The following is a 24,519-nucleotide window of genomic DNA, read 5'->3' as shown; positions in this document are numbered from 1 at the left end:
GCATGACTCAGCGCAAAACCATAGTGATCACCGGCGCCAGCGCCGGCATCGGAGCAGGGATCGCGCGCCGGCTCGGCGCCGAGGGACATCGGCTCGTTCTCGCCGCTCGTCGCCCGCAAGAACTGCAAACCGTTGCGGCCGATGCGGAGTTGGCCGGTGCCGAACGCGCCATCCCGGTGCAGACCGATGTCACCGAACGCGCGGAAGTCGAAGCACTGCGCGACGCGGCGATCAGCGCATTCGGCAGCTTCGACGTCTGGATCAACAACGCAGGCCGCGGCATCACACGTTCGGTGCTCGATCTCTCCGATCGCGACATCGACGAGATGATCAACGTGAACGTGAAGACCGCGATCTACGGTATGCAGGTCGCCGCCGAGCATTTTCTCGAGCGCGGTCATGGTCAGATCATCAACGTGTCGTCGTTTCTCGGTCGCGTTCCAATGGCGACGCATCGTTCGGCCTATAACGCGGCGAAGGCGGCACTGAACGCATTGACGGCGAACCTCCGCGTCGAACTGCAGGCGAAGAATCCCAACGTCTTCGTCACGCTCGTCATGCCAGGAATGGTTGCCACCGACTTCGCGAGCAACGCGATTGGAGCAGCGCCTGGTACGACGTCGTATTCGGGATCGCATGTGCAAACGGTCGAGCAGGTCGCCGACATCGTTGCGAACGTGATCGAGAATCCCGTGGCCGAGGTGTATACGAATCCCGCGTCGGCGGACATGGCGCGCCGGTACTACGCCGACGTCGGCGCGTACGAGCGCTCCGCGGGAAATCCCTGGTCGTCGCCGCCGCCGTCAACTACATGAAGCGCGAATTCATCGCAGCGATCGCTAGCGCCCTGCTCGCGATCGCCAGCCCCTCGGCCGCGCAGCAACCGGACTCGACGAATCCGCGCGACGTGCAGCCCGAGCGGCCTACGGTTGCGACGCACGCCGGAACGGTCGCGCGCGGGTACTTCGAGATCGAAACGGGAATCGAGCGCGATCAGTTGGGGGGATCGTTGTCGCTCATCGCGCCAACGGTCCTCAAGCTCGGCCTCGCTCCGCGTGTTCAGTTCAGCGTATTCGGATCGGGTTCGCGGCCCTCGGGCTTTGGCACCGGCATCGGCGACGCAGGCATCGACATGAAGTGGCGTCTGCTCGACGGTGCGCCTGTCCTAGGCGATTTCGCTGTGCAGCCGATGCTCAAGTTGCCAACAGGTTCGCAGGCGAACGGAGCCGGGACGGGAACGACAGACTTCACGCTGCTGCTCATCTCGAGCCACGACCTCGGCCCTGTGGCGATGGATCTCAATGCGGGGTACACGCGCCGCAGTGGTGACGGTTCAAACGCGCCCAAGAATGCGACGCTCTGGACGGCGTCGTTCGGCGGCCCGGCCATTGGCCAACTCGGTTGGGTCGGGGAACTCTACGGCTATCCCGCGACGTCCGGCCCCGAAGGTCAGTCGTCGATCGTCGCGCTGCTTGCTGGCCCCACGTACCTCGCCAAGAACTGGCTTGCCTTCGACGCTGGCATCATCATTCCGATCTCCGGTCCACAGCCACACGCGGTGTACGTCGGCTCGGTGATCAACCTTGGCCGGCTGTGGTAGCTGCGATCGTGTCGAAACTCGGCATGGCCGCGCTCGCGTAGGGTGCGAGTCGCACGCACTTCCGGACATTAGCTTTCTCGATCGTGGACATTCCCAGACAAGCGCCCGAAGACGATCCGCGCATCAAGGCACGACAGAACGCCGCAGGCCGCTTCGGCTTTGTGCTCGGCATCATCGCGGCCGCGGCGGCAATCGCGATCAATCTTTGGAATGCGCCGCGTCCCTGGGAATGGACTGGATTGGCGCTGGCCATACTCATGGCCGCGCTCAACGTCCCGCTTGGTATTTTCATTGGGCTCATGGGCGAGAAGCTCACGCGCCCGAAGCGCCCTAAGGGGAAGTAGCCGACGCCGAGCTTCGGTTGAACACCAGGCTCATGCACGTCACGCCGCCTTCGGCCTTCGCAAACTCTGATACCGAAACTGGTATGACGCGCGCGGCATGATTGCCGAGCAGCCGGATGGTTTCCGGAAAGGCGTCGGATGCGATGATGGTGGAATCGATCACGAGTACATCGCCAGCCCATTGTTCGTTCTCTGGAACCTCCACCGTCAAACCCGACGGTAGCGGCGACGCGTCGATCCACTTGGAGTTCACGAGGAAGCGACCGTCGGGCAGGGAGCTGCACGCCGTTTTGAGATGTAGACACTCGCGAACGGGAACCGCGGTCACGGAGTAACCGTACGGGCGCACGACGTCACGCAGCGCGTTGATGCCCGCGGCATTCGTCCGTGGCGATGCGCCGACGTACAGCGAGCGTCCCGACCGCACGATATCGCCGCCGTCGATCGTTCCGGGCAACTCCACTCGTTCGACATTCCGAAAGTCGCGCAACGCGCCTTCGATGCCGGCCGCCTCACCACGACGCGATGGCGCGCCCATCGACATCAACACCGCCACCTCGTCGAGCACGATTGCAGTGTCCTCCACGAACACGCAGTCCGGATAGTCGCGATACAGGTCGAGCGTCACCACCTCAGCGCCGCACTCGCGGAGTGCGTTGCAGTACGCAGCGTGCTGTTGGAGAGCGAGTTGCGCGTCGATCGGCTCATGCCCGACGTAGGTTCGCTCTCCGCCCTCGAGCTTTGGCGATGGTACGTGCGTGAGCGCCACCAAACCGCTGCTGCTTTGCGTCATCACGGACCCGACGGGCCGTTCAGCCCCTGACGAAGCACTTCGCGCAGCGCCGGCGTCCCTACGAACAAGTTCTCGGGGAATTTCCGATATCTGAGCATCTGATCATAGATACTCGCGTTCTCATATTCGTTGAGGCTCATGCCGGCGAGATACTGCAGGCGCAAATTCGAATCGCGATTGATCTCTGCGTCAGCCAGCCAGGGCCCCAGGTCGCGCGCCTGGCCGCCGTAGGTGCCGAGCAGCGAGATCGCCGAATTGAATCCCACCTCGCTGAGTGATTGTGCGACGCGCGCGTTTTCCGGGGCCGAGATGCGCGCCTGCAGTGCGTCAATGTCGATCGTCTGCGGCGAGGCGTGACCGGCGAGCACGACGTCGTACCCCTTTCCCTGAATGTCATTGCTCCACACGGTGCCGTCGGCAAAGACGTCGAAGAACGTCGCCACTTCGCTCTTTACGACGTTCGGCACGCTCTCGTACAACGGCACCCATTGCGTCACGACGCCACCAGGATTGAGATGCTTCTTCACGAGCTCGAAGTATTCCTTGGTGTACAGCGTCGCGGCGCCCTTGACCCACGGATGAATCGGATCCGACGTGATGACGTCGAACTTCTCCTTCGTCGTGAGAATGAAATGGCGCGCGTCGTCGTACACGATCTGTACACGCGGATCATTGACGACGTTGTAGTTCTCCTTCGTGAAGTACGTCGAAACCACCTTCGGGATCAGCGGCTCGATCTCGCAGATCACGATGCGTTTGATTCCCGGATGCAGCACGAACGATCCCGCCGTCACGCCCGCGCCAAAGCCGACGACGAGCACGGACTTTGGATTGGTATCGAGCAGCGCCGAGATGTGGCCGAGCATGCGCTGGAGTCGCATGTCCTGCGGCTCGCTGGACGCTTCAACTTTGCCAGCGACGTGGAAGTTGCGCACGCCATTCGACATCTCTGAAACCGCGATCGACGAGTTCATGCCTTCGCCGACGTACAGATATTTCGGCTCCGTCGTATACGTCGGGAGAAACCGACCGTATGCTACGAGTCCATCAGGAATCTTTGGCACCCAGAACGCAAGCACTACCGCGGCCACGAGCCCGGCGCCGAGCGTGCCCCACTCGAATTGAGTGAGGGCCATGCTGCGCTCGCCCTTCGCGACCGGTCCGGCGTTCGTCGCCGACCGCAGCGACGCGAAGACTATCAATGCCGAGACGATTGCGATCGCGATGAGGAGCTGTTCCGCGCGCTGCGTTCCGAGCACGGGAATGGCCACGACGCTGAACAGTACCGATCCTACGATGGCGCCGACCGTATTCGCCGCGTACACGCGTCCAACTGAGCGGCCCGCGTCCTGTCCGGGTCCGACGACCGCGGCGATTGCCAGCGGAAAGCTCGCGCCCCATAGGAACGCCGCTGGGAAAACCGCCGTCAGCGATCGGATCAGATCGATTTGAAACGTGATCCACGGACTTCGCGACAGCGAAGGATTGATTGGCCAGTAGGGCAGTGAATCGGCCATCATCCACGCCGCCCACGCGACTCCAGCAACGATCAGCAACTGAGTCCAACCCAGTGCGACTCGCGGCCGCCATGCACGCGCCATGAACGAACCGGCGCTACTGCCAAAGCCGAGTCCAATCAGGAAGACCGCGAGAATGATCGAGAAGGTGTACACCGACGCGCCCAGCATGAGCGACAGTGTTCGCGTCCACACGACCTCGGCGCCAAGCGCAGTAAGGCCGGACAGTGCAATCGCGACGTACACAGCGTTCGTGCCCGGTATCTCCCGCGCAGCGATGCTTCCGTCGGGCTCGGCCTGAACTGCGGGGCGATGCGGTGCGCGCTTCGAGAGCGCGAAACCCATTGCCGCTACGCCAAAGTTGATCGCGACAGCGACGATGGTCGTCGTCGTCATGTCGTGCACTCGCAGCAGGTAGAAGCCCGCGAGCAGACAACCGAACACGGCACCGGCGATGTTGCTGCCGTAAAAGAACCCGAGCCACGACACACCCTTTGGCGTGGTCTCGACCCAGCGAGCAATCGCGGGAAGCGTTGCGCCCATCAGCAACGTTGGCGGCAGGAGGCAAATCGCGCACACGAGTCCGCGCAGCAAGATGCCGAAGAACCCGTGCGCCGACGTCGCCGTATACGCGCCCCCCACGAGCGGAACCACGACGAGCACGATCAACCCGAGCACTCCGATTCCCGCTTCCAATAGCGCATAGACGCGGAGTGGATGCTGCTCCGTCGACACGAAGCGTGGCAACAGTAGGCTGCCCAAACACATTCCACCCATGAACGTCCCGAGCAGCACGCCGAGCGAAATCGCCGACGAACCGATCACGAGTTCGATCAGCTGAAACCACACGATCTCGTAGATCAGCGCGGCGCAACCGCTTCCCACGAACAGCAGCAGGAGTAGCGGGAGAAAGCGTTGTGTTGGCGGAAGCGGCAAGGCCGCAGTGTACGACGGAGACTGCCGAGCGATCTGTTTGGCCATGACGCAGCGTCGAAACGGGTGGAAAAACGACGATGCATCATTTACGCTCACCGGCGCCCGATGGTTGGCCCTGGTTCTATCCGAGCGCGTCGTCTAGCGTTGACGCTCTATGCTCAAATCGATCTGTGTTTTCTGTGGGTCGTCGTTCGGCGCTTCCGACGAATATCTCGCGGCAGCCCGTGAGTTCGCGACCGAAGCCGCGCAGCACGGCATTCGGCTGGTCTACGGCGGTGCGAGCGTGGGACTCATGGGCGCATTTGCCGACGCCGTACTCGCGGCCGGCGGCTCGGTCGTCGGCGTCATGCCTCGCTCGTTGGTCGACCGCGAAATTGCGCATCGCGGGCTCACCGAGCTGCACGTCGTCGAATCGATGCACGAACGGAAGGCCAAGATGGCCGAGCTCGCCGACGGTTTCGTGGCGCTGCCTGGCGGGATCGGAACGCTCGAAGAGCTGTTCGAGATCTGGACGTGGGGCCAGTTGGGTCTGCACGCAAAACCGTACGGCGTGCTGAACGTGCGCGACTACTACACGCCGCTCATTCGGTTTCTCGACCACGCGCGCGACGAAGGCTTCGTTCGTCCGGCGCAGCGCTCCACGCTCGTCGTCGATACGGACAGTCGGTCACTCATTGCGCGATTGTCGAACGTCGCGTTGTGAGACGCTTGAGCGATTACTGAATCGCTCAAGTGATTCGGGACGCTCTATTCGGTGGTGGGGACCACGGTGACGCGATAGCGAATCACCAGCGGGCCATCCTGACCTTGACGCGTTTCCGGGAACAGGCGAATCGTCCACGCGCCGTCGAGCGGAATGCGTACACCGCGTTTCGGTAGTTCGGTCAGGAGTTCGCCCTGTCCGGCGATCGTTCCATCCGGAATCTTGTCCAAGACGTTCCGCACCGCCGACCCGTAGACCAGCGGCAGCGTGGTCCGAACGAACTGCTCGAACTTCTCGGGGCGACGCGTGCGCGCTTCCGGCGTATCGAACGCCACGATGACGTCCGTATCTCCACGCACGGCCGTGACGCCACCCGCGAGGTCGGACTGGCCGGCCGGCACGACAGGCGTGAGCCCGGGGTGTTGGACCGGCACCTTCGCCGCGGGAGGCTTCGCCACCGGCTGCGCGACCGCCGGAGTCTGAGGAGCCACGGTCGGAGACACGACCTGCGGTGCAGGCGACGCCACGACCGGAGCAACCTGGGAAACGACTCCCGCCGCCGTCGCGCTATCGTGCACCGCCGAATCGACGGCGACGTAGGTCGCTGAGTCGGGGCGGACCGGCTGCGGCTTTGCCGCGCCACGCTGGGGGCGCGCTCCGCGGATGGCCGACGCCCCGACCGCGCCCGCGGCAATGAACGTCGCGATCACGATTGCGACCGCGCTGCCGCGGAGCATCAATCGATTAAATCGCTCCCGCGCCGCGGTACGCGCGGCATGACGGCAGCGAAGACACACCGTCGTTCCCGGACGGCGTTCGTGTGTGCAAGCCTCGAGAGGCTCGTGCGGCGTGGTGGACAGAGTCGATCTCCTTCACAAACTCCAAGGAATAGTGTGACGACTGACACATCCCGTCGCAACGCCCATCGATTCGCCGCCGCTACGGCTTGCTCGTCGTGTCCTTCGGCGTGCTCTTCGACTTGGACTTCGACGCGGACTTCGATTTCGGCTTGGGCTTGGAGTTCGGATCCGTCGCCCGCTTGGCCTCGGCTTTGGCATCCTTTCCCGTCTTGGTCAGCGCCGCATGCGTCTTGCTCGCATCTCGCTTCGCCTCGGCCTTGGTGTCCTTGGCGGCTTTTTTCGCGGCAGTGCTGACGTCGTGCGCTGCCTTGTTCAGGTCGTCCGGCTTCTTGTCTGGCGTTCCCTGTGCGTGCAACGGCGTCGCAAGCGCACCTGCCGCGAACGCCGCGGCGATCAAATAACGAATGCTCATTGGTAACCAACCCTCAGGTCGAGTGAACTTGGGACCTAGGTGCAAGAGCCGGACACTCGGAGGAACGATCAGCTTGGTGGCCGCGCTAAGATGTGTAGTTGCGACAAATTTCTCGATACGGAGCGCTCGCCGATGACCCAGGACACAACAGAGAACATGAAATCGGCGGGGGAGAGCGCGTTTTTGGCGCTCGGCCTAGACGAAGCCCTCGTGGCGGCTGTCTCATCGCTCGGATACGAAGAACCCACCGACATCCAGCGCGAGGCCATTCCGCCGCTCATTGCCGGCCACGACGTGCTCGGCCAAGCCGCCACCGGGACCGGCAAGACCGCTGCCTTCGCGCTGCCGCTCCTGCACCGCATTGGCGGCTCTGAGGAGGATGCCCGCGCTGTCCGCGGCCTCATCCTGGTGCCAACGCGCGAACTGGCCATGCAGGTCGCCGAGGCGGTCCACCGCTACGGTCGCCAGCTGGGTGTTCGCGTCCTGCCCATCTATGGCGGGCAGCCGATGCAGCAGCAGCTCCGCGCTCTGAAGCGGGGCGTCGACGTCGTGGTTGCCACGCCGGGACGCGCTCTCGACCACATCCGCCGCCGAACCCTCGTGCTCGACACGGTCAAGATGGTCGTGCTCGACGAGGCCGATGAGATGCTCGACATGGGCTTCGCCGACGATCTCGAGGCCATTCTCGAAGCCGTTCCCAGTGAGCGACAGACTGCGCTTTTCTCGGCGACGATGGCTGCACCTATTCGCGCCATCGCCAGTCGCCACCTGCGCGAGCCTGTTCTCGTCACGATCGCGCGCGAAGTCGTTGCCCCGGGCGAAGCGCCGCGCGTTCGTGAGATCGCTTTCGTCGTTCAGCGACGCCACAAGGTCGCCGCGCTCGCCCGCGTGCTCGACATGGAAGCTCCGACCTCGGCCATCGTTTTCTGCCGCACGCGCACCGAAGTCGACGAGCTCACCGAAACGCTCGGCGGTCGCGGGTATCGCGCGGAAGCGTTGCACGGCGGATTGTCGCAGGAACAGCGCGATCGCGTCATGCGCCGCTTCCGCGACGGCGCGTCTGAATTGCTCGTGGCAACCGACGTGGCCGCACGCGGTCTCGACATCGAGCATGTATCGCATGTCGTGAACTTCGACGTTCCGTCGTCGCCGGATGCGTACGTTCACCGCGTTGGACGAACGGGTCGCGCCGGACGAGAAGGCGTCGCGATCACGCTTGCCGAGGCGCGCGAACATCGGCTGCTGCGCAACATCGAGCAGGTCACGAAGCGCAAGATCAAGATCGAGTCGGTGCCGACGGTGCACGATCTTCGCGCGCGCCGTCTTGAGCTCACACGCACGTCGCTCGAGGAACTGCTCGTGGCCGGAGATCTCGACTCGTATCGCGTCGTGATCGAGTCGCTCGCCGACGAGTACGACGTCCTCGACATCGCCGCCGCAGCCATCAAGTTGGCCGACGACAGTGGCGAAGAGTCGTCGACTCCGGAAGAAGAAATTCCGAACGTCGTCATCGCCGACACGCGCCGTCCGGCGCGTAACGCACGCGAGGGCGGTGGTCGGTTCGAACGCGGGAACCGCGACGAACGCCCAGGCCGGAAAGAAAAGTTCAATCGCGACGCGCGGCCTGAGCGTGGCGAACGCGATTCTCGCGAGGCGCGTCCGCCACGGGACGCTCGCCGCGGCACGCGCGACGTGGCGCGACTCTACGTCGCACTCGGTCGCAAAGCGGGTGTTCGCCCCGGTGATCTGGTTGGTGCAATCGCGAATGAGGCGGGAATCGACTCACGCGATATTGGCGCGATCGAGATTGCCGACCGCTTCTCACTCGTCGAGGTTCCCGACGATGCCGCAGAGGGCATCATCGAAGCCCTTCGCGGCACGACGATTCGCGGCAAGCGCGTCATGGCTCGCCGCGATCGTGAGGCAACGTAAGGAGTCGCGCTACGGCGTCGGTTTACGAATGGCTTCTACGTGTGTGCGGCCGTCCACCGGTTCGATCGGTGAGACGCCCGCTACCGCGCCGAGTGTGGGCGCCATGTCCGCGACGAGCGCAGGCTTCGTGTACTTGCCTGGCGTGAACCACGGCCCGTAAAAGATTTCAGGAACGTGCGAGTCGTAGTCGTTGGGCGTGCCGTGCGTCGCCATCTCCACCGTGGAGTAGTACGCGTACGGCGCGATCGACAAAACGAGCTCGGCCTGTGTGTCCGACGGTAGCATGTGCAGCCAGCGTCGCGCGACTGCGTCGCGGACTGTGTCGGCGCGCGCGAGATCTCGCACAAAGTCCACGCGCGCCACGCCGGTCACGCGTCTGAGCGCCGCCGCGAGCTTTGCCAATTCGTCGTCTGGCTTCATGCCGGCGCGCACCATTGCCGCCCGATCGACTGTGATCATTCCTTCTTCGAAGTCGATCGCATTCGTGTCGGCGTGGGCCGCACGCAACCGTTCGATTGCTTCGCCGATCGCCGGCCCAACATTGACGCGTTCAGCGGTGACGTGTTCGCGCTGTGCGCGAAGCTCCGGATAGGGCGCAACGCCGTGGTCGGCGGTCAGCGCGAAAACGATTCGCGATGAGTCACGCACGCGATACAACGAGTCGATGAAGATTCCGAGATACTTGTCGAGGCGAACGATCTGGTCGTGCAGCTCTCGCGAGTCTGGACCAAACCGGTGCCCGACTGCGTCGGTCGTCGAGAACGACACTGCGAGCAGATCGGTCTGCGGTCCGCGGCCGAGATTCATCGCCGAGAGTCCCGCGAGCGCGAGCTGCGCCGTCAACGAATCCATCTGCGGGTATTCGGTGAACAGCTTAGCCGTTTGCGCCGAGTCAGTCGGGAAGGCGTGTGGGAAGGTCACGCCTGAACCGAAGTTCTCCATCGGTACGCTGTCGGGCTCCGGATACGCACTGAGCGCGAGCATCGGTTCCCACAGCTTGCCGGTGTACGTCTGCGGAATCTTTCGCGCATTGAAGCGCTGAACCCACGTCGGCAGCGTATCCGCGTAGTACCGGCTCGTGGTGAAGCGTCCGTCGACGAACCAGAACGCGCTTTGACGCGCGCGCCCGATTGGCAGAATTGCTCCGCGATCCTTTCGCGACACGGACAGCGCGCGCGAGCGCTCGTCTTTCACGCGCAGCCAGTCGATCAGCGTCGAGCCGCGAAAGCGGAAGGGCGACGCGCCCGTTCCACCGCCACCGACGATCGGCGACTGCGGATCATTCACGCCATAGATGTTTGCAACGATTCCCGTATGCGAGGGAAATCGGCCGGACAACGTCACCGAATGTCCCGGCGCCGTCTCCGTGATCGCATGGTCCTGATGAGCATCCGTGAACACCGCGCCGCCACGATATAGGCGGCCGAGTCCACCGGTGAGCTGCGGCAGGAACCGCTCGAAATAGTCGGCGCGCATCTGATCGACCGTGATGAACACGATCAACTGCGGCGTCGCCGATTGCTGGCCCTGCGCGACGTTCGCGCAGGGCGCCAGCGACGCGAGCGCGCCGGCGATGATGACGGCGCGGCTCGCGAGTCGCATCGAACGCATCAGCCGCCCTTCGCGGTCTTGATCGCGGCGGTGAGCTTGTCGTAGCCGTCCTGTGCCAACGCGTTGAAGCGCGGGTCGGCGTAGGCAATCTTGCCATCCTTTCCGATCACGAACACGGTGCGGCGGAAGTACGGACGCGCGCCGCCCTGCGAGCCATACTTGGTTGCCAGATCACTCTTCGGATCGGCGATCATTGCGAAGGGGAAGTGCTCGTCCTTCGCCCAGCTCGCGTGCGACGCCAACGTATCGATCGACGTCGGCAGAACCACAACGCCGTCGCCGAACAGCGTCTTGTACTCGTCGCGGAACTTCTTCATCTCGGCCGTGCAGCCCGTGGAGCGATCGAGCGGGTAGAACGCCAGCACGACGACCTTGCCGCGCAAACCGGCGAGCGACACCGTCATGGCCTTGCCGGTGGAATCAGTTGCCTGCGCGGTGAAATCCGGCGCAGCTTCTCCAGCTGCGGGCGTCGGCGGGGCCGGCGGTGCAGCCTGGCCGGCTGGCGCTTGAGCGGCAACCGTCGCGGAAAAGGCGAAAGTCGCGAGAAGAGCAATGCGAGCGGGGGAGACCATGTGGTCCTCGTAGGCGATAGAAGGTTTGGAGAAGCGCGACCAACGGCGGGTCGCGCTACAATGAATCATACCGGGGATCACGACGTTCGCGAGGCCTATGCATCTACCCCAATCCGTCCAGTTTCGCCGTGCTAGCCCGGCAGACGCGCCCGCTCTTGCGCGCCTCCGGTTGGAGTTCCGCGGACCACTCGCTCAGACCACGGAGCCGGAACTGGCGTTTCTCGAACGGTGCGAACGCTGGATGACCGCGCGACTGACCGCGAAATCGCCCTGGCGGGTCTGGGTGGCCGAAGCAGGCGGCGATCTCGTTGGGAATGTGTGGCTGCAGACCGTGGAAAAACTCCCGAATCCGAGCGAGGAGCCGGAGCTGCACGGCTACGTGAGTAACTTCTTCGTGCGGCCGGAACAACGAAATCTCGGTGCCGGATCGGGGCTGATGCGCGTTCTGCTCGACGAATGCCGGCGGCTCGACGTCGACGCGGTATTTCTCTGGCCCACTGCCCGCAGTCGTCCGTTGTACGAGCGATTCGGCTTTACCAATAGCGGTGCCGTACTCTCGCTCGAACGTTGATCGCTCTCGGAGTGAACGATGGAAATCACTCGTGTTGCCCCTTTTCTCGAATATCTCGATCGCGTCCATGAACGAACGCGCCGCATCGTCGTGCGCGTCCGCGAGGAAGATCTCGAATGGCACGCTGCTCCCGGTCGGCTGACCCCCGGCGAGCTGATTCGCCACCTCGCCGGCATCGAGCGTTTCATGTATGCCGAGAACGCCCATGGGCGGCCGGCGAAGTACCCGGGCCACTCGCGCGACTTGGCCGACGGACTGGACGCCACCGTTGCGTACTACGACCGACTGCACGCCGAATCACGCGCGCTTTTCGCCGAGCTGACCGACGCGCGTCTCAATGAGAAAACTCGAACGCCCGCCGATACGCCGATCACGGTGTGGAAATGGCTGCGGGCCATGCTCGAGCACGAATCGCATCATCGCGGCCAGCTGTACTTCATTCTCGGACTGCGCAACGTGCCGACGCCGCCAATCTTCGGGTTGACGGCGGAAGAAGTGCACGCTCGGTCTCTCGCGTTGGAGGCCTAACGATGGCCGAGCAATGGGTGGTGCTCATGACGGTGTATTCGGGCCTGGAAGTCGATACCATGCGCGCGCTTCTGGAGTCAGAGGAGATTCCGGTGCTCGTCCGCGGCTATCAGGTGGGTATGTGGGGCAGCGGCTTCCAAGGGCCGATCAGCGAAGGCGCGGACATCATGGTGCCTGAGAGTACTCTCGAAAAGGCCCGCGAGCTGCTGCCGGGCGACGCCGACACCGAAGCCTGATAATCGGGTAGCGTTGCCCGGGTACGGCCGGGGTCGTCTCGTTCTTGATGCGACTTTCCTCACGAGACATCCGTATTGCCGCCCGGTCGCTGCTTCGGCGCCGGGGCTTCACGCTCATCGCTGTGCTCTCGCTCGCGCTGGCCATCGCGCTGAACACGACGATGTACAGCGTGATCGACGCACTGGTGCGTCCGAAGGTCGACATGCGAAGCCCAGGGCAAATATTCGGGCTCGTGATGTGGGGCGACACGCACCATAAAGTCGACAACGCCACACGCGCTTCGCTCCTACGCTCTGGCTTTCACAACTATGAAGGCGTGAGTTATCGCGGCGTTGCGTACGGTGCCGACGCGTCCGTCGAATACCGCGAGCGGTTTGCGCAGGTCTCGTACGCCACCGTTGCGCCGAACTTCTTCGCACTGCTCGGCGTTCACGCTCTCGCCGGGCGCGTGTTCACCGACGCGGACGCTATATCAGGTGATCAGCCAATCATCATTGGCGAACGCCTCGCCGGAACGCTGTTCCCCGATGGTGAGTCGCCCATCGGTGCGTCGGTCGAGGTCAACGGGGTCAAGCATCCTGTCATTGGCGTGCTCGGACGCGCATCGGGATTTCCAAACACGACCGAGGCGCTCTGGCTACTCCCACCACCGAACGTTGGCTTGAGTAACCTGCCGATCAACATCGTCCGCCTTCGCGATGGCGCGCAGCACGCGAGCGCCGAGCAGGAGCTGTCGGTGCTTGCCTCACGGCTGGCCAGCCTTGCCGGCGAGCCGAAGAACTCAGTGCGCTTTCAGCTGTACTCGGTCACAACGGCGCAGTTCAGCTTCGATCGCTTTCACTATGCGTTGATCGCAGCGGTTGTGGCGGTGTTGCTCATTGCGTGCGCCAATCTCGCGAACCTTCAACTCGCGCGCGGCATCGCCCGCAGCAGAGAACTTGCATTGCGTGCTGCGCTCGGCGCATCGCGTCGCGACATCATTGGCCATCTCGTATTGGAGAGCGCTCTGCTCGCGGCGGCTGGACTCGCGCTCGGTGTTCTGCTTACCGTCTGGGGAACGCATTTCCTCAGCTCGCGAATTCCGCCAAGCGTCGCCGAGTACGTGATTGCGCCGCAAACGAGTTGGCGCGTGTTCGTCGTCGCCGTTGTCGCAGGCGTGTTCTGTGTGTTCCTCGTAGGACTGCTTCCGGCGATTCGCGTGTCGCGCGTCGATCCGAACGAGTTGCTCAAGTCCGGTGCGGGCACCGGCGCACACCGACGGAGTCGCCGACAGTACGGCGCGATGGTCATCGTCGAGATGGGATTGTCGCTTGCCTTGCTCTGCGGTGCTGCGATCGTCGTGCACACGGCACTCAGGTATCGCGCGATTCGGATGGGCTACGACGTGAGGCCGCTGGCGGCGGCGGTGCTTCGTGCGGAGCCGGCTCGGCCCAGGGCCATCAGATACGTCGACGCACAGAACGACATCGCCGCCCTCGCGCGGCGCATTCCCGGGGTGACGCAGGCAGCGGTCGCGTTTCCTGGAGCCGCGCGCCATCACACGGTGACGATCACACTCGCCGGTGGGGTGAGCAAACAGATTCCCGCTCCATTGTTCGGCTACGGCATCGTCACGCCGTCGTACCTCCGCACGTTCGGAATTCCAATCGTCGAGGGGCACGATTTCACGGAAGGTGGCGCCGGTAAGCCTGAAGTCATCGTCGACCAGGCCACCGCCCGCTTTCTCTGGCCGGGCGGCAGCGCGGTGGGCCGAACAATCAAACTCGGTGATGACACGTCGAGTGCGCCGTGGGCCACCGTCGTTGGCGTTGCTAAAATGATGCAGCGTTCCGCGCTCAGCCGCAGCGGCATTCTCCCATTGCTAGCCTATCGCGGCCTTGGTGCGCTCTATTATCGACCGTCGGAGCGCGACAGCGTCGTCGTCGACGGAGCCGGATACACGGTCGACGTCACGGTTCGATCGGAATCCGATCCCACGCGTCTCCCGATCGAACTTCGCCGGCAGTTCAAGTCGAGTCCTCAATATCGACTTCTCACTGCGCAATCGATGGATGAAAAGCTCGGGCTGCTCCGCGATCGACAGCGCCATGACTTCGTTGCTACGACCTTTCTCGTCTTTGCGCTGCTGGCGTTAGGACTCGCCGCGCTCGGGATCTACGGGATCATTTCACATTCCGTCGTCGAGCGAACGCGTGAGATCGGTGTTCGTATCGCGCTCGGCGCCGGCTCGCGTGATGTGTTGCATGCGGTGCTTCGCGAAGGCAACGCGATCGCGCTTGGCGGGATCGCACTTGGCCTCGTCTGTACGCGACAAACCGTTGGATGGCTTCGCGCGTTCTCGTTTCCTGAGGATCAGTACGACGCGACGCTCTTCGCGGCGATGGGCGCGGTCCTGTTCGTCGTCGCGCTGGTCTCCGCGCTGTGGCCGGCGCTTCGCGCGACACGCATCGACCCGGTGGAGTCACTCCGGAGCGAGTGACTGGACCCGATATATTCCGGCCGATGGACGACCGACTTGTCGAGGGCGGCCGGAACGGCTGCGTGCTCAGTACCGATCGCGGGCGGATCGACGTCGACGCCGTGTTGGCGCTGCTGCGCGCGTCGCACTGGGGCGGCTCCATGACGCGCCTGCAGCTCGAGCGCGCCATTGAGAATTCCATATGCGTAAGTGTGTTCGGCGGCGAGCAGGCGACCGAGCAAGTTGGCTTCGCTCGCGTCGTCACCGACCTGGCGACGTATGGCTACCTCACCGATGTGATCGTCGCCGACGACTTCCGTGGGAGGGGGATCGGCTCCTGGATGGTCGAGACCATCGTTGGGCATCCTGATCTGCAGGGGCTGCGGCGAATCGCGCTTTTCACGCGGAATGCGCCCTGGCTGTATGAGCGTTTTGGGTTTACTACTGAACGCCCACTAAACAGTACGTATATGGAGCTTCGCGCCAAGCCGTAGTAGTTTCCCGCGTCGACCCACGAACCGAGGAGATTTGATGACCGCCAAACTCGACAAATCGATCAAGCGTGAGTTGGAAATCGACGGAAAAGTCTATACGATCACGATTGCTCCAGATGGACTGAAGGTGACGGAAAAGGGCCGTCGCAACGGGCAGGAGCTGTCGTGGCGTGCGGTCATTGGTGGCGACGCATCGTTGAACGAGAGCCTCAAGGCCTCGGTCGACGCCACGGCGAATTCCTAGTCCGGGTCGCGCGCCGCATCGGTAGGGTCAGACGCCGCCGGTCTGCGCTCATCGAGCGCGCGGCGGCGAATGGCGCCGTTCTCCGCAGGCACATCAAATCGAAGTTCCGTCTGCGCCGTCGGGAGCGACTCGTCGCCCTCGGCGAGTTCGGTCATGCGGTGCTGAAAGCGCAAGAACTGCATTGGCGCCCGAAAGCTGTCGCGCGATGCTCGCGACACCATGAGCAATTCCTCACGCACTTCGCGCGGAAGATGCGTTGCCGTTCGCTTCCGCAGCAGTGCCGTGATACGCATGGGCTCTCGGCTCGCTAGCGCGAGTTCGATCTCGCGCAGATAGGCGAGAAAGCGCGAGAGGGGATCGGTCTCGCTCCGTCGCGACAGCGCGCGTGGCCTACTCATGATCGGTGAGCCCCTTCAAAGAATTGGGACGACGCATTCCCTTTGCCCACAGATCACCGACGTCGCGAATGCGATCGGGCACGGTATCGATCGTGAAGTCCGCCGGATCTAGATCGTCGTCGACTTCACTCCAGGTGAGCGGCGTCGAAACGGTCGGGCGAGGCTGTGCACGAACGGAATACACACCGGCAACGGTCTTTCCGCGAATGTTCTGCAGGTAGTCGACGTAGATGGCGCCACGACTGCGCGCGCCAACGCGGCGCACCACCGTGGCAAGCTTTGGATATTGCTCCGACACGTGTGTGGCGACGAGTTGCGCGATGGTTCGCGCACCTTCGTTTGGAACATGCGGTGGCAACGGTAGCACGATATGCAAGCCGCTCGCTCCCGACGTCTTTGGCACCGCGTGCAGGCGAAGTTGATCGAGCACGCTCTTCACCGCCTGCGCGACTTCGACGACCCGGCCGAACGAAGCACGTGGTCCCGGGTCCAAATCGATGATCGCATAGTCCGCGAATTGTATCGATTGCTGGCGCGAATGCCATGGGTCCACCGAAATCGCGCCGAGTTGCACCAGATAAAGAAGGGTGGCAAGGTCGCCGCCGATCAACTTGGTCTGCGTCGTCAAACCCTTGTCTCGCACCTTTTCGACGCGAACGGAATCGGGCGTATGTGCTGGCGCTCGTTGCTGATAGAACGCTTCACCGCGCACACCATTCGGGAAGCGCTTCATGACCAGCGGGCGATCGGCGATCGCCGGTAGCAGCACGCGCGACACCGACGCGTAGAAACGCATGATGTCGCCCTTCGTATGCTTGGTTGACGGAAAGAAGACCTTGTCGAGGCTCGACACATCGAGCGTTCCCGTTAGAAGCTCGAGTGTGCCGGCGCCGCTATCCTCCTCGATCGCAGCGAGTTCACGCATGACGCGCGCGGATGACGGAGCACGTTTCGCCGTCATGCGATGCGCCCTTCGGGTTCGCGAATCACGTCTTTCGCCGCCTTGTCGGTTCGAACGCCCACGAACACCGGCTGACGCAAGCGACCGTCCGACGTCCATTCATTGAACTTGATCTCTACCACGACGGATGGTCGTGTCCAGTGCGCTGCTTCATTTGTACGCGGCGTCGTTTCGAAGGGTGAGCTCTTTCGTTCGACGCGCGCGAGTCGCTTGTACATATCGGCGAGCGATTGTCGCGAGAAGCCAGTGCCCGTGTGACCGGCGTAGATCAGCGATCCATCGTCGTCGTAGTAGCCAAGGAGCAACGCGCCAATGTGTTCCCGCGAGTTGCGCGGCTCAGTCCAACCGCCGACGACGAACTCCTGGCGTCGCTCGATCTTGAGCTTGAGCCATGATCGCGAACGATGTCCCGCGTCGTAGTGAGCGTCGGCGCGTTTTGCGATCACACCTTCCCAACCTTTCCGATGCGCCTTTCGCAGCATCGCCGCTCCGTTCGTCGCGGCGTCGCCAAGTCGCAGCGTGCGAATGCGACTCGCGCCGCGAAAGAGCGCAGTGAGTTGTTTCCGTCGCGTCGTCCATGGCTCGCCGACGAGCGTCTTCGTTCCGTCGAGCAACAGATCGAACACCATGAGTGCCACGGGCGTGGCGGTACGGTGACCTTCGATGGCGTCTTCGTTCGTGACGTGCATACGCCCTTGAAGCGCTTGAAAGCGCGCAGGTAGGTCGCGACGCGTGGCGACGATTTCGCCGTCGAGCACAAATGGTCGCTTCACGCGCTCGTACAATGCTCGAAGCCCGTCTGCAACCTCGGGAAACTGGCGCGTCTTATTGATCCCGTTACGGCTCACCAGCGCGACGTGCTTTCCGTCGACGAAGGCGAGAATCCGAATACCGTCGTACTTCGGTTCGAACACCCAGTCCTTTCCCTTGGGTAGTTCGGTACCGACGGTCGCCAGCATCGGAGCGAACGACTTCATGCCGTTTTGCGCGCGGCGCGTTTTGTCCGAGTCGTCTTCGCGCGCGTCTTCTTGGCGGCGTGCGCAGGATGGTGCGTACTACGCGTTCCTTTCGCTGCGTCCAGGCTTTCCTGCAGTCGCGCCATGAGATCGATGACCTGCGTGCTCTCGCGCTCGGCGGGCTTCGCCGTCTCGACCTTCTTTCCCTTCATTTTCGCGCGAATGATCTTCATGAGGTTGGCGCGATAGTCGTCGACGTACTTCGACGGGTCGAACGTGCCCGACAGATTCTCGATCAGCTGTTCGGCCATCTGCAGTTCCTGTGGGCGGAGTCCAGCATTGCTGGGAAACTCCACTTCGTCGACGTCCACGAGCTCGTTGGCGAAGCGCATGATCTCGAGTACGATCGCGTTGCCAACCGTCTTGATGCCCGCGAGATGAAGCGTGTTCGTGCGCATCGTGATCTTTCCAATACCTACGACGCCGGCGCGCTTGATCGCTTCGCGCAGCAGCGCATAGGCCTTTTCGCCGCCCTTTGCGGGCACCAGGTAGTACGGCGTCTCGAAGTAACGCGGATCGAGCTCGTCTGCCTTTACGAAGTCGAGAATCTCGATTGTCTTGGACGATTCGATCGCCGCGGATTTGAAATCGTTGTCCGTCAGGGCGATGAATTTTCCTTTCGAGTACTCGTAGCCTTTGACGATGTCGTCCCAGTCGACTGGATCGCCCTCCTTCTCACACACGCGCTCGTAGCGGATAGGGGAGAGATCGGTTTTGTGAAGGAGACGGAAGCTGACGCGCTCCTTGCTCTGAACCGCCGACTGCAGACGGACAGGAATGTTCACGAGTCCAAAGGACAGTGCTCCGGTCCACAGTGGCCGCATCAGAATCTCCGCATCGTATGGCAGGTGAGCGAGCATCGCGTCTCCGCAACGCGCATCCGTCCGCCAAGTGCAACTGCGATGCTATCAACACGCTGTCCACACGAGCGTGTGGATAGGCGGTGATTTGTCGACATAAAGTCGACACGAGAAACGAGCGAAAATCGGTTACTTCGCGCGCGAAAATCGCCACCAAATCCCGCCAAAAAACCGCTCGAAAACTGGCGGGCTCCGCTGCACAAAATGTGATCACGAATTCTCACGCTCCGAAAAAGTCCTGCACATCTGTCCACAACCGTTATCCACAGATGCTCACAGGACCTTACCGCCGTACTACGAGTGACTTAGAAAGTTGTCGACAGTACTCCACATGAGCTATCCACAGCAATGACAACGACTTATGGAAAACTTTCCTATTGCAATTTGAATCAGGGTTTTCTAGGTTGCCGTCCCTTCCGGCGAGCGTGTCGCCGAAGCATGCAGAAACCGCTTCGCATTTTCTCAATGCATCTCGTCAGCTGCGCTTGCCCGCCCGAGCCTCTCGAAGACGCGCCGAGAACGGCCCTTTTGGCCGATCTCAACGAGGGAGAATGTTGGGACGGCTTCTGGTCGTCGGGTTCCGACGGATACTACGTGCGCTGCACGCGCCGAGGCGGTGAAGTCGAGTGGTTCGAGTTGGCTGATGACGTCGCAGCGCCTTCGGCGCTCCCGGAGCTTCGCGTACTACCCCTTCGGCCCAAAACGCGTCCACAGACGCGTGTAGCGGTTGTCGTAGCGAAATCACCGGATGGCCGACGAATGCTCGTCGGCAGTGCGCGACGGACGACTCGGTGAACGCTGGTTCTAACTCAACCGCTCGCTTCGGGGAGCAACTCGAGTTGCGAGGTTCGCTGCGCTACGACGCGACGCGCTGCCTCGTACAACCAGTCAAAGCTCGCATCGAGACGCGGATCGCCACCGGCGGCGTCGCGCGCGAGTGTGAAGTGGCTGTACAGTCGCGCATCGACTCGCTCGGGTTCACCGTGCAAGCGGAAGAGCAGCAGCTCCGTCGCGGCCTCGGTGAGATGGAACAGCGTGAACGTGTAGAAGCGCATCCGCGGTTCGTCGGCGGTATCGACTGTCGTGAAGAACTCGGGCTCGCGAACGGAGCGGTCTTCGCGGATCGACGCAACGATCTCCATCGCGTGTTCGAGACCCGAGGGTCCGGAGCCACGCAGCACGTGCGTCCACAGTTCGACCACGCGACGCAGCAACACGAGGTCCCATCGCGCATCGCGCTCGGTGCGCGCAAAGAGGAAGTCCTCGTTCGCGCGCAGCCATGCTCGGAATTCGGCCTGCTTGTGTCCAAGCTCGGCCAGTCCGCCGAGCAAGAGCGTTCGGTACAGCGTCGCAACGCGTTCGTCGTGCTCCACGGGGAGTGCGGCCGTCAGGATGAACGCGCGATCGGCGCCGACTTCGATATGCGCGGTGCGCTGCGCTTCTTGCTCGGCCGAGAGGATCGCGGAGGGCGATGCAGCACCTTCGAAGTCGAGCCAGTCACTCGCGGCGATGACGTACGCGCCGGCGAGAGGCACGACGAATTCGGGCGGCGGCACAGAGCGATCGACGTCGTCTCCGGCGCACAATCGCGTCAGCACGCCCATGCCGTATTGAATCGCGGCCGCGCGGTCTTCCGGAGTGACGACCTTCACCGCCCAGTGGCGGTCGAGACTATCGAGGACGTTCGCGTTCGGCGGGACGCTCATGACGTAGGCGCAGCGTGTGACGGAACAAGCAGAGTGTCACGTACAAGTTTGACGGGCAGACCCTGCTCGGGTAACAACGGGCGACTAATTCGCCATCGATTGGCACGGACGACCGTGGTGATGGATCCAGGCACCCGGAGCCTGGCCGCCCCACGGTCGCGCCGAGCCAGCGCGCGGAGAGTGCGATGAGCCTCGAACCGCATGCACGCCGACGACTCCAACTGGTTTGCGCGACGACGCGCGACCCTGATCTGTTGACTGAATTGAGACAAGTACTTGAGGAAGACCCGATGTCCTTCGTTCCGAGTGCAGAGCTGCTGCGTGACATCGCGTTGTGCGCGGCATGCACCCAGGACGGTCCGCGGACCGGGCGAGCGGGATTGTGTGACGGTCATCGCGCGCGATGGAATCTCGAAGCGTGCATGGCTCAGGCGTCGGACGCGGGAGAACAAGCGTCGCTCCAGCGATTGGCGCATGGCGTATTGTCGTCCCCCGATGTTGGCGCGCAGCTGCTCTCCGCATTCGATCGCCAGCGGCGCGCACTGCGACTCGTGATGGAGGCGCATGCCCGCGGCGCGGTGCATCTCCCTCCGAGCATTGCCGACACGGTTGAAAAGGCCTGCACGAGCGGGCCCCGGTTTCTCACTGGCGGACCACGGTCCACAGCACAGTCGACGAGCCCGCGGCTCGCCGAGAGGATGCGCTCATGATACAAGTCAAATGCGTCGGCGGCGAATGCAACGGTCTCACCGTCAAGGTCGAGCCGCAACCGACGTACTACGAGGTCATCGATCCGCGCGATGCGAATCGCCGGGACTACTACATCCTCGAAGTCGGTCAGTGGGGCGCACGGCTCGTCCCCGAGTCGACCGCGGAGTGGCGCGCTCGCGTTTAGCGACGAACCACGCCGCGGTTCACGCGACGTTTTCGTACTCCTCGATCGCCCATTCCAGCACCTCGGCCTCCAGCCACCCTCCGTCTTCTTTGAGGGCGCCCGAGGTCTCGAGGAGCTGTAGCATCGTTCTCGTGTGACGCAGCACAGCCGATAACGGCTCGTGCGCGCCGCGGAGCGCAATGACGAACTCCCGCACTTCAGCGCGGAAGAGCTGACGCGCATCGCGCGCATGCCGAACGTGGTCGCCCGCATTGAACACGATCTGACGAATCTCCGGCGTCCAGTCGCGCGCGAGATCGTGACGCGCCATGAGCGCGAGATGTTCCGCCTCGATGACGCGGAACGTCTGATAGCGTGTCGCCGCCGCCGCAACTGTCGGCGGGACGTACGAGTATTCGGTCACCTTCGCGGTGGCTTGCTGCTGTACACCCATAGTCCGACCCCCGAAAAGTCTGGTGCACGGGTCCTGTGTCGCAGCGCGCGGCTGAAGCAATTATTAGCAGGGCGTGCCTAAACAGCAAGACGTTCACGGCCGTGCCCGGTAACGCGGCAACCGCGAAGCGTGCTGATCGGAGGTGGGATGACGGGGGCTGCGAGCCCGGTCAGCCGGAGCTTTCCGGCGCGGGCCTCATGAGGAAACTAGAATGACTGGCTGGGCCGTTTCCCGTTGGGGCGACTGGCGCTCGGCGCCGCGGTCGCCGCCTGCGCCGGCGTATGGCTGGCGCGGCGGGCGATCGCACCAGGGCCCTGACGAGAGAGAGCCCTGCGAACGGCTAGCGCATTCCCTGGTCGTCGTCGCGTCGGCGAGTGCCTGCCTCATCGCGGAGCTTCTCGACTACCTGCGCACGCTCATCTATTTCCGCCGGCGACATCGCCCCGGGCACCGGGATTTCGTCGTTCGGGTCGGGAAGGGGTGCGTTCGCCGCGGCACGCGCTGCTGCGCTCGGACCACTATTGACGTCCTCGGGATCGAGTGACGTGTCTTCATCCTTGAAGCTGCGATCGTCTGACATGCGGACCTCCGAATGGTTGGTCTCGCAAAGTGCAGTAGTCGAGCCAGGCGATCAGGCTGGGCGATCGAAGCGAATGTTCGCCGCGCGGAGTCGCTCGATTGCCGCGTCGAGCACCGCGACTTCAGCAATCAGTGACACGCGGAAAAAGCCATCGCCTCCCGGACCGAACGCGCTCCCTGGGCTCACCACGACCCCGGCCTTGTCGATGAGGTGCTTCGTCCACTGCTTGGAGTCGAAGCCAGTGGGAACCGGCAGCCACACGAACATCGTGGCGCGTGGCGCTTGTGCCGTCCATCCGAGCGACCGAAAGCCCTTCACCACGGCCTCGCCGCGCTCGCGATAGCGCTTCACCAATGGTGCTTGTAGCTCCTTGGCGTGATCGAGCGCGTAGGCGGCGCCGGCCTGGATCGCCGACGGCGTTCCGTAGCCGAGGTTCGTTCGGACCGCGTAGAGCGAATCAATGAGATCCGCGCCGCCAACTGCGAACCCGATGCGCGAGCCCGCCATGTTGAACGTCTTGGAGAACGAGTGAAACTCGATCGTCACGTCTTTCGCACCGGCAACCTGCAGCGCGCTTGGCGCGACCGAGCCGTCGAAGGTCAGTTCGCTATAGGCAAGGTCCGAGATCAGCAGCATTCCGTGCTTGCGGCAGAGCGCTACCGCTTCCTCGAACAGATCCAGCGGGGCCACCGCGCCGGTTGGATTGTGCGGGTAGTTGAGCACGAGAATCCGCGCCTTGCGAAGCACGTCGGCGGGGATGGCGCGAAGGTCGGGCAGAAAGCCACGCTCCGGGCGGAGCGGCAGGAAGTGCGTGCGCCCTCCGATCAGACCGCTGGTTCGCCCGTGCACCGGATAGTAGATGTCGGGCACGAGCGACGTGGTCGTCTCGTCGGTGAACGCCATGATGGCGTGCGCCAGGCCTTCCTTGGCTCCGCTGAGGCAGAGGATCTCGTCAGCTGGGTTGGCCGAAACGCCAAAGCGTCGATCCATGAATGCCGCGGCCGACCGTCGGAACTGCTCGGTACCACGGAAGGGCGGATACCCGTGCGTCCGCGGGTCGGCGAACGCGTTGGTGATTGCCTGAATGATCGGCGCGGGGGTGGGCTGATCCGGGTTTCCCATCCCGAGATCGATCAGATCGGCGCCGCGAGCGCGCGCCTCGGCCTTGAGCTCGTCCAACCAGGCGAAAACGTAAGCCGGAAGCTCAGTTAGCCGCCGAGTTGGAACCAGGCTGGCGGCTGGGGTAGACGTCTGTTCGTCGGCGTCTGTACTGTCTCGGCGGGGTACGATACTCGTCATGGATGCTCGATCGCTCTGGGGCCGAATAAGGCAGGTCTTAGACCGAAAGTTAGCCGATGGACGGCGACGGTCCGGCAGGGGAACAATGCAGGGCTTGCGTCGTACAATTAGATGCTTATCTATCCATCATCGTCACAAGGACCTTCGGTAGCTCGTGGAATCGGAGCAGTTTCAACGGATCGCTAAGGCGCTGGCCGACCCGCGACGGTTCGAGATTCTCGAACACATCGCACAGCAGTCTGAGGTAGGATGTCGTCGGCTGTGCGGATGCTTTCCCGTTCGACAAGCGACGATTTCGCACCACCTGAAGGAACTGGCGAGCGCCGGTTTGGTGGAATCGCGTCGGGACGGGCAGTTCGTGTATTACCGAACGCGGCCGGCGGTGTTCGAAGCATATATGGACGAGCTCAAGCGACGAATGGCAGTCGCTCCGGTTGACGTCGCAACAGCCCGGCCCACGCCGGTGATAGCGAAGCAAGCCTGATTCGAGCGGGGCGCGTACGAACTACGCTCGATGAATTAGATGGTTTTATAACTGCCACAACATCCGTTCTGGCGC

At 63.1% G+C, this 24,519-nt stretch carries 28 protein-coding genes; 14 read left to right on the top strand and 14 right to left on the bottom strand.

Translation table 11 applies throughout. The features are described from left to right. The first annotated feature begins 2 nt into the window (after positions 1-2). From AC6H4Z_RS16780 to AC6H4Z_RS16770, 3 genes are all read left to right on the top strand, one after another. Positions 3-815 carry an SDR family oxidoreductase gene (locus tag AC6H4Z_RS16780; protein ID WP_497543108.1) on the top strand — a complete coding sequence of 271 codons (813 nt, stop codon included), beginning with the start codon at positions 3-5 and terminating at the stop codon, positions 813-815. Further along, positions 812-1,600, top strand: a complete 789-nt coding sequence (locus AC6H4Z_RS16775; RefSeq protein WP_497543107.1) for a transporter family protein — start codon at positions 812-814, stop codon at positions 1,598-1,600. The genes AC6H4Z_RS16780 and AC6H4Z_RS16775 overlap by 4 nt, the downstream gene beginning before the upstream one ends. Before the next feature lie 83 nt (positions 1,601-1,683). Continuing rightward, the gene (locus tag AC6H4Z_RS16770; RefSeq protein WP_497543106.1) at positions 1,684-1,944 is read left to right on the top strand and encodes a hypothetical protein; all 261 of its coding nucleotides are present in this window, start codon (positions 1,684-1,686) and stop codon (positions 1,942-1,944) included. Here AC6H4Z_RS16770 and AC6H4Z_RS16765 read toward each other — a convergent pair. Further along, on the bottom strand, positions 1,931-2,737 hold the full coding sequence (locus AC6H4Z_RS16765; protein WP_497543105.1) for a dimethylarginine dimethylaminohydrolase family protein: 807 nt from the start codon (positions 2,735-2,737) through the stop codon (positions 1,931-1,933). The two genes, AC6H4Z_RS16770 and AC6H4Z_RS16765, sit on opposite strands and share 14 nt — an antisense overlap. Further along, entirely contained in the window at positions 2,737-5,235 is a 2,499-nt protein-coding gene (locus AC6H4Z_RS16760; protein WP_497543104.1) for a fused MFS/spermidine synthase, read from the bottom strand. Before AC6H4Z_RS16760 ends, AC6H4Z_RS16765 begins: the two co-directional genes overlap by 1 nt. 109 nt (positions 5,236-5,344) lie before the next feature. Between AC6H4Z_RS16760 and AC6H4Z_RS16755 the strand changes: the two genes are divergently transcribed. After that, positions 5,345-5,893 (top strand): LOG family protein, encoded by a 549-nt coding sequence (locus AC6H4Z_RS16755; RefSeq protein ID WP_497543103.1) that lies wholly within the window; start codon positions 5,345-5,347, stop codon positions 5,891-5,893. A 44-nt stretch (positions 5,894-5,937) separates the two neighbouring features. Here the strand turns inward: AC6H4Z_RS16755 and AC6H4Z_RS16750 are convergent, their stop codons facing one another. Beyond that, on the bottom strand, positions 5,938-6,630 hold the full coding sequence (locus AC6H4Z_RS16750; RefSeq protein ID WP_497543102.1) for a hypothetical protein: 693 nt from the start codon (positions 6,628-6,630) through the stop codon (positions 5,938-5,940). A gap of 202 nt (positions 6,631-6,832) precedes the next feature. Beyond that, on the bottom strand, positions 6,833-7,165 hold the full coding sequence (locus tag AC6H4Z_RS16745) for a hypothetical protein (protein ID WP_497543101.1): 333 nt from the start codon (positions 7,163-7,165) through the stop codon (positions 6,833-6,835). Between the two features lie 132 nt (positions 7,166-7,297). Between AC6H4Z_RS16745 and AC6H4Z_RS16740 the strand changes: the two genes are divergently transcribed. Further along, positions 7,298-9,097, top strand: a complete 1,800-nt coding sequence (locus tag AC6H4Z_RS16740) for a DEAD/DEAH box helicase (RefSeq protein ID WP_497543100.1) — start codon at positions 7,298-7,300, stop codon at positions 9,095-9,097. A 9-nt stretch (positions 9,098-9,106) separates the two neighbouring features. Here the strand turns inward: AC6H4Z_RS16740 and AC6H4Z_RS16735 are convergent, their stop codons facing one another. Then, complete coding sequence (locus tag AC6H4Z_RS16735) at positions 9,107-10,708, bottom strand: alkaline phosphatase family protein (RefSeq protein WP_497543099.1); 1,602 nt, start codon at positions 10,706-10,708, stop codon at positions 9,107-9,109. After that, on the bottom strand, positions 10,708-11,280 hold the full coding sequence (locus tag AC6H4Z_RS16730; RefSeq protein ID WP_497543098.1) for a peroxiredoxin family protein: 573 nt from the start codon (positions 11,278-11,280) through the stop codon (positions 10,708-10,710). Before AC6H4Z_RS16730 ends, AC6H4Z_RS16735 begins: the two co-directional genes overlap by 1 nt. Positions 11,281-11,377: 97 nt before the next feature. On the opposite strand from AC6H4Z_RS16730, the gene AC6H4Z_RS16725 reads away from it, so the two are divergent. From AC6H4Z_RS16725 to AC6H4Z_RS16700, 6 genes are read left to right on the top strand one after another with little or no spacing between them, the layout of a single operon-like run. Continuing rightward, positions 11,378-11,851, top strand: a complete 474-nt coding sequence (locus tag AC6H4Z_RS16725) for a GNAT family N-acetyltransferase (protein ID WP_497543097.1) — start codon at positions 11,378-11,380, stop codon at positions 11,849-11,851. Positions 11,852-11,869: 18 nt separating this feature from the next. Beyond that, positions 11,870-12,379, top strand: coding sequence for a DinB family protein (locus tag AC6H4Z_RS16720; protein ID WP_497543096.1), 510 nt, complete (start codon positions 11,870-11,872; stop codon positions 12,377-12,379). A gap of 2 nt (positions 12,380-12,381) precedes the next feature. Next, the gene (locus AC6H4Z_RS16715; protein WP_497543095.1) at positions 12,382-12,615 is read left to right on the top strand and encodes a putative signal transducing protein; all 234 of its coding nucleotides are present in this window, start codon (positions 12,382-12,384) and stop codon (positions 12,613-12,615) included. Positions 12,616-12,662: 47 nt separating this feature from the next. Continuing rightward, positions 12,663-15,095, top strand: a complete 2,433-nt coding sequence (locus tag AC6H4Z_RS16710) for an ABC transporter permease (protein WP_497543094.1) — start codon at positions 12,663-12,665, stop codon at positions 15,093-15,095. Positions 15,096-15,118: 23 nt separating this feature from the next. Further along, positions 15,119-15,568: a GNAT family N-acetyltransferase gene (locus tag AC6H4Z_RS16705; protein ID WP_497543093.1), complete on the top strand. Its 450-nt coding sequence runs from the start codon at positions 15,119-15,121 to the stop codon at positions 15,566-15,568. Between the two features lie 37 nt (positions 15,569-15,605). Next, positions 15,606-15,812 (top strand): hypothetical protein, encoded by a 207-nt coding sequence (locus tag AC6H4Z_RS16700; RefSeq protein WP_497543092.1) that lies wholly within the window; start codon positions 15,606-15,608, stop codon positions 15,810-15,812. Here AC6H4Z_RS16700 and AC6H4Z_RS16695 read toward each other — a convergent pair. The 5 genes from AC6H4Z_RS16695 to AC6H4Z_RS16675 all read right to left on the bottom strand — a co-directional run bounded on the left by AC6H4Z_RS16695 (position 15,809) and on the right by AC6H4Z_RS16675 (position 20,753). Next, positions 15,809-16,210, bottom strand: a complete 402-nt coding sequence (locus tag AC6H4Z_RS16695) for a hypothetical protein (RefSeq protein WP_497543091.1) — start codon at positions 16,208-16,210, stop codon at positions 15,809-15,811. The genes AC6H4Z_RS16700 and AC6H4Z_RS16695 overlap by 4 nt on opposite strands. After that, positions 16,203-17,171, bottom strand: coding sequence for a non-homologous end-joining DNA ligase (ligD, locus tag AC6H4Z_RS16690; RefSeq protein WP_497543090.1), 969 nt, complete (start codon positions 17,169-17,171; stop codon positions 16,203-16,205). The genes AC6H4Z_RS16695 and ligD (AC6H4Z_RS16690) overlap by 8 nt, the downstream gene beginning before the upstream one ends. Next, on the bottom strand, positions 17,168-18,148 hold the full coding sequence (gene ligD / locus AC6H4Z_RS16685) for a non-homologous end-joining DNA ligase (protein WP_497543089.1): 981 nt from the start codon (positions 18,146-18,148) through the stop codon (positions 17,168-17,170). The genes ligD (AC6H4Z_RS16690) and ligD (AC6H4Z_RS16685) overlap by 4 nt, the downstream gene beginning before the upstream one ends. Next, a complete protein-coding gene (gene ku, locus AC6H4Z_RS16680) occupies positions 18,145-19,047 on the bottom strand; it encodes a non-homologous end joining protein Ku (RefSeq protein WP_497543088.1) in 903 nt (300 codons plus the stop codon). Before ku ends, ligD (AC6H4Z_RS16685) begins: the two co-directional genes overlap by 4 nt. Before the next feature lie 809 nt (positions 19,048-19,856). Further along, positions 19,857-20,753, bottom strand: a complete 897-nt coding sequence (locus AC6H4Z_RS16675) for a hypothetical protein (RefSeq protein ID WP_497543087.1) — start codon at positions 20,751-20,753, stop codon at positions 19,857-19,859. Positions 20,754-21,043: 290 nt separating this feature from the next. Here AC6H4Z_RS16675 and AC6H4Z_RS16670 point away from each other — a divergent pair, with 290 nt between their 5' ends. Together AC6H4Z_RS16670 and AC6H4Z_RS16665 are read left to right on the top strand one after the other, a co-directional pair. Next, on the top strand, positions 21,044-21,463 hold the full coding sequence (locus AC6H4Z_RS16670) for a hypothetical protein (protein ID WP_497543086.1): 420 nt from the start codon (positions 21,044-21,046) through the stop codon (positions 21,461-21,463). Then, a complete protein-coding gene (locus AC6H4Z_RS16665) occupies positions 21,460-21,648 on the top strand; it encodes a hypothetical protein (protein WP_497543085.1) in 189 nt (62 codons plus the stop codon). The genes AC6H4Z_RS16670 and AC6H4Z_RS16665 overlap by 4 nt, the downstream gene beginning before the upstream one ends. A gap of 19 nt (positions 21,649-21,667) precedes the next feature. Here the strand turns inward: AC6H4Z_RS16665 and AC6H4Z_RS16660 are convergent, their stop codons facing one another. The 3 genes from AC6H4Z_RS16660 to AC6H4Z_RS16650 all read right to left on the bottom strand — a co-directional run bounded on the left by AC6H4Z_RS16660 (position 21,668) and on the right by AC6H4Z_RS16650 (position 23,960). Next, positions 21,668-22,081 carry a hypothetical protein gene (locus AC6H4Z_RS16660; protein WP_497543084.1) on the bottom strand — a complete coding sequence of 138 codons (414 nt, stop codon included), beginning with the start codon at positions 22,079-22,081 and terminating at the stop codon, positions 21,668-21,670. Positions 22,082-22,421: 340 nt separating this feature from the next. Next, positions 22,422-22,661, bottom strand: a complete 240-nt coding sequence (locus tag AC6H4Z_RS16655) for a hypothetical protein (RefSeq protein ID WP_497543083.1) — start codon at positions 22,659-22,661, stop codon at positions 22,422-22,424. Positions 22,662-22,712: 51 nt separating this feature from the next. Further along, positions 22,713-23,960, bottom strand: a complete 1,248-nt coding sequence (locus AC6H4Z_RS16650; protein WP_497543082.1) for an aminotransferase class I/II-fold pyridoxal phosphate-dependent enzyme — start codon at positions 23,958-23,960, stop codon at positions 22,713-22,715. Between the two features lie 154 nt (positions 23,961-24,114). Here AC6H4Z_RS16650 and AC6H4Z_RS16645 point away from each other — a divergent pair, with 154 nt between their 5' ends. Further along, positions 24,115-24,444 carry an ArsR/SmtB family transcription factor gene (locus tag AC6H4Z_RS16645; protein ID WP_497543081.1) on the top strand — a complete coding sequence of 110 codons (330 nt, stop codon included), beginning with the start codon at positions 24,115-24,117 and terminating at the stop codon, positions 24,442-24,444. Positions 24,445-24,519 lie beyond the last annotated feature (75 nt).

Source organism: Leucogemmata humicola (assembly GCF_055379415.1).
This window is presented reverse-complemented; position numbering and strand designations above follow the sequence as displayed.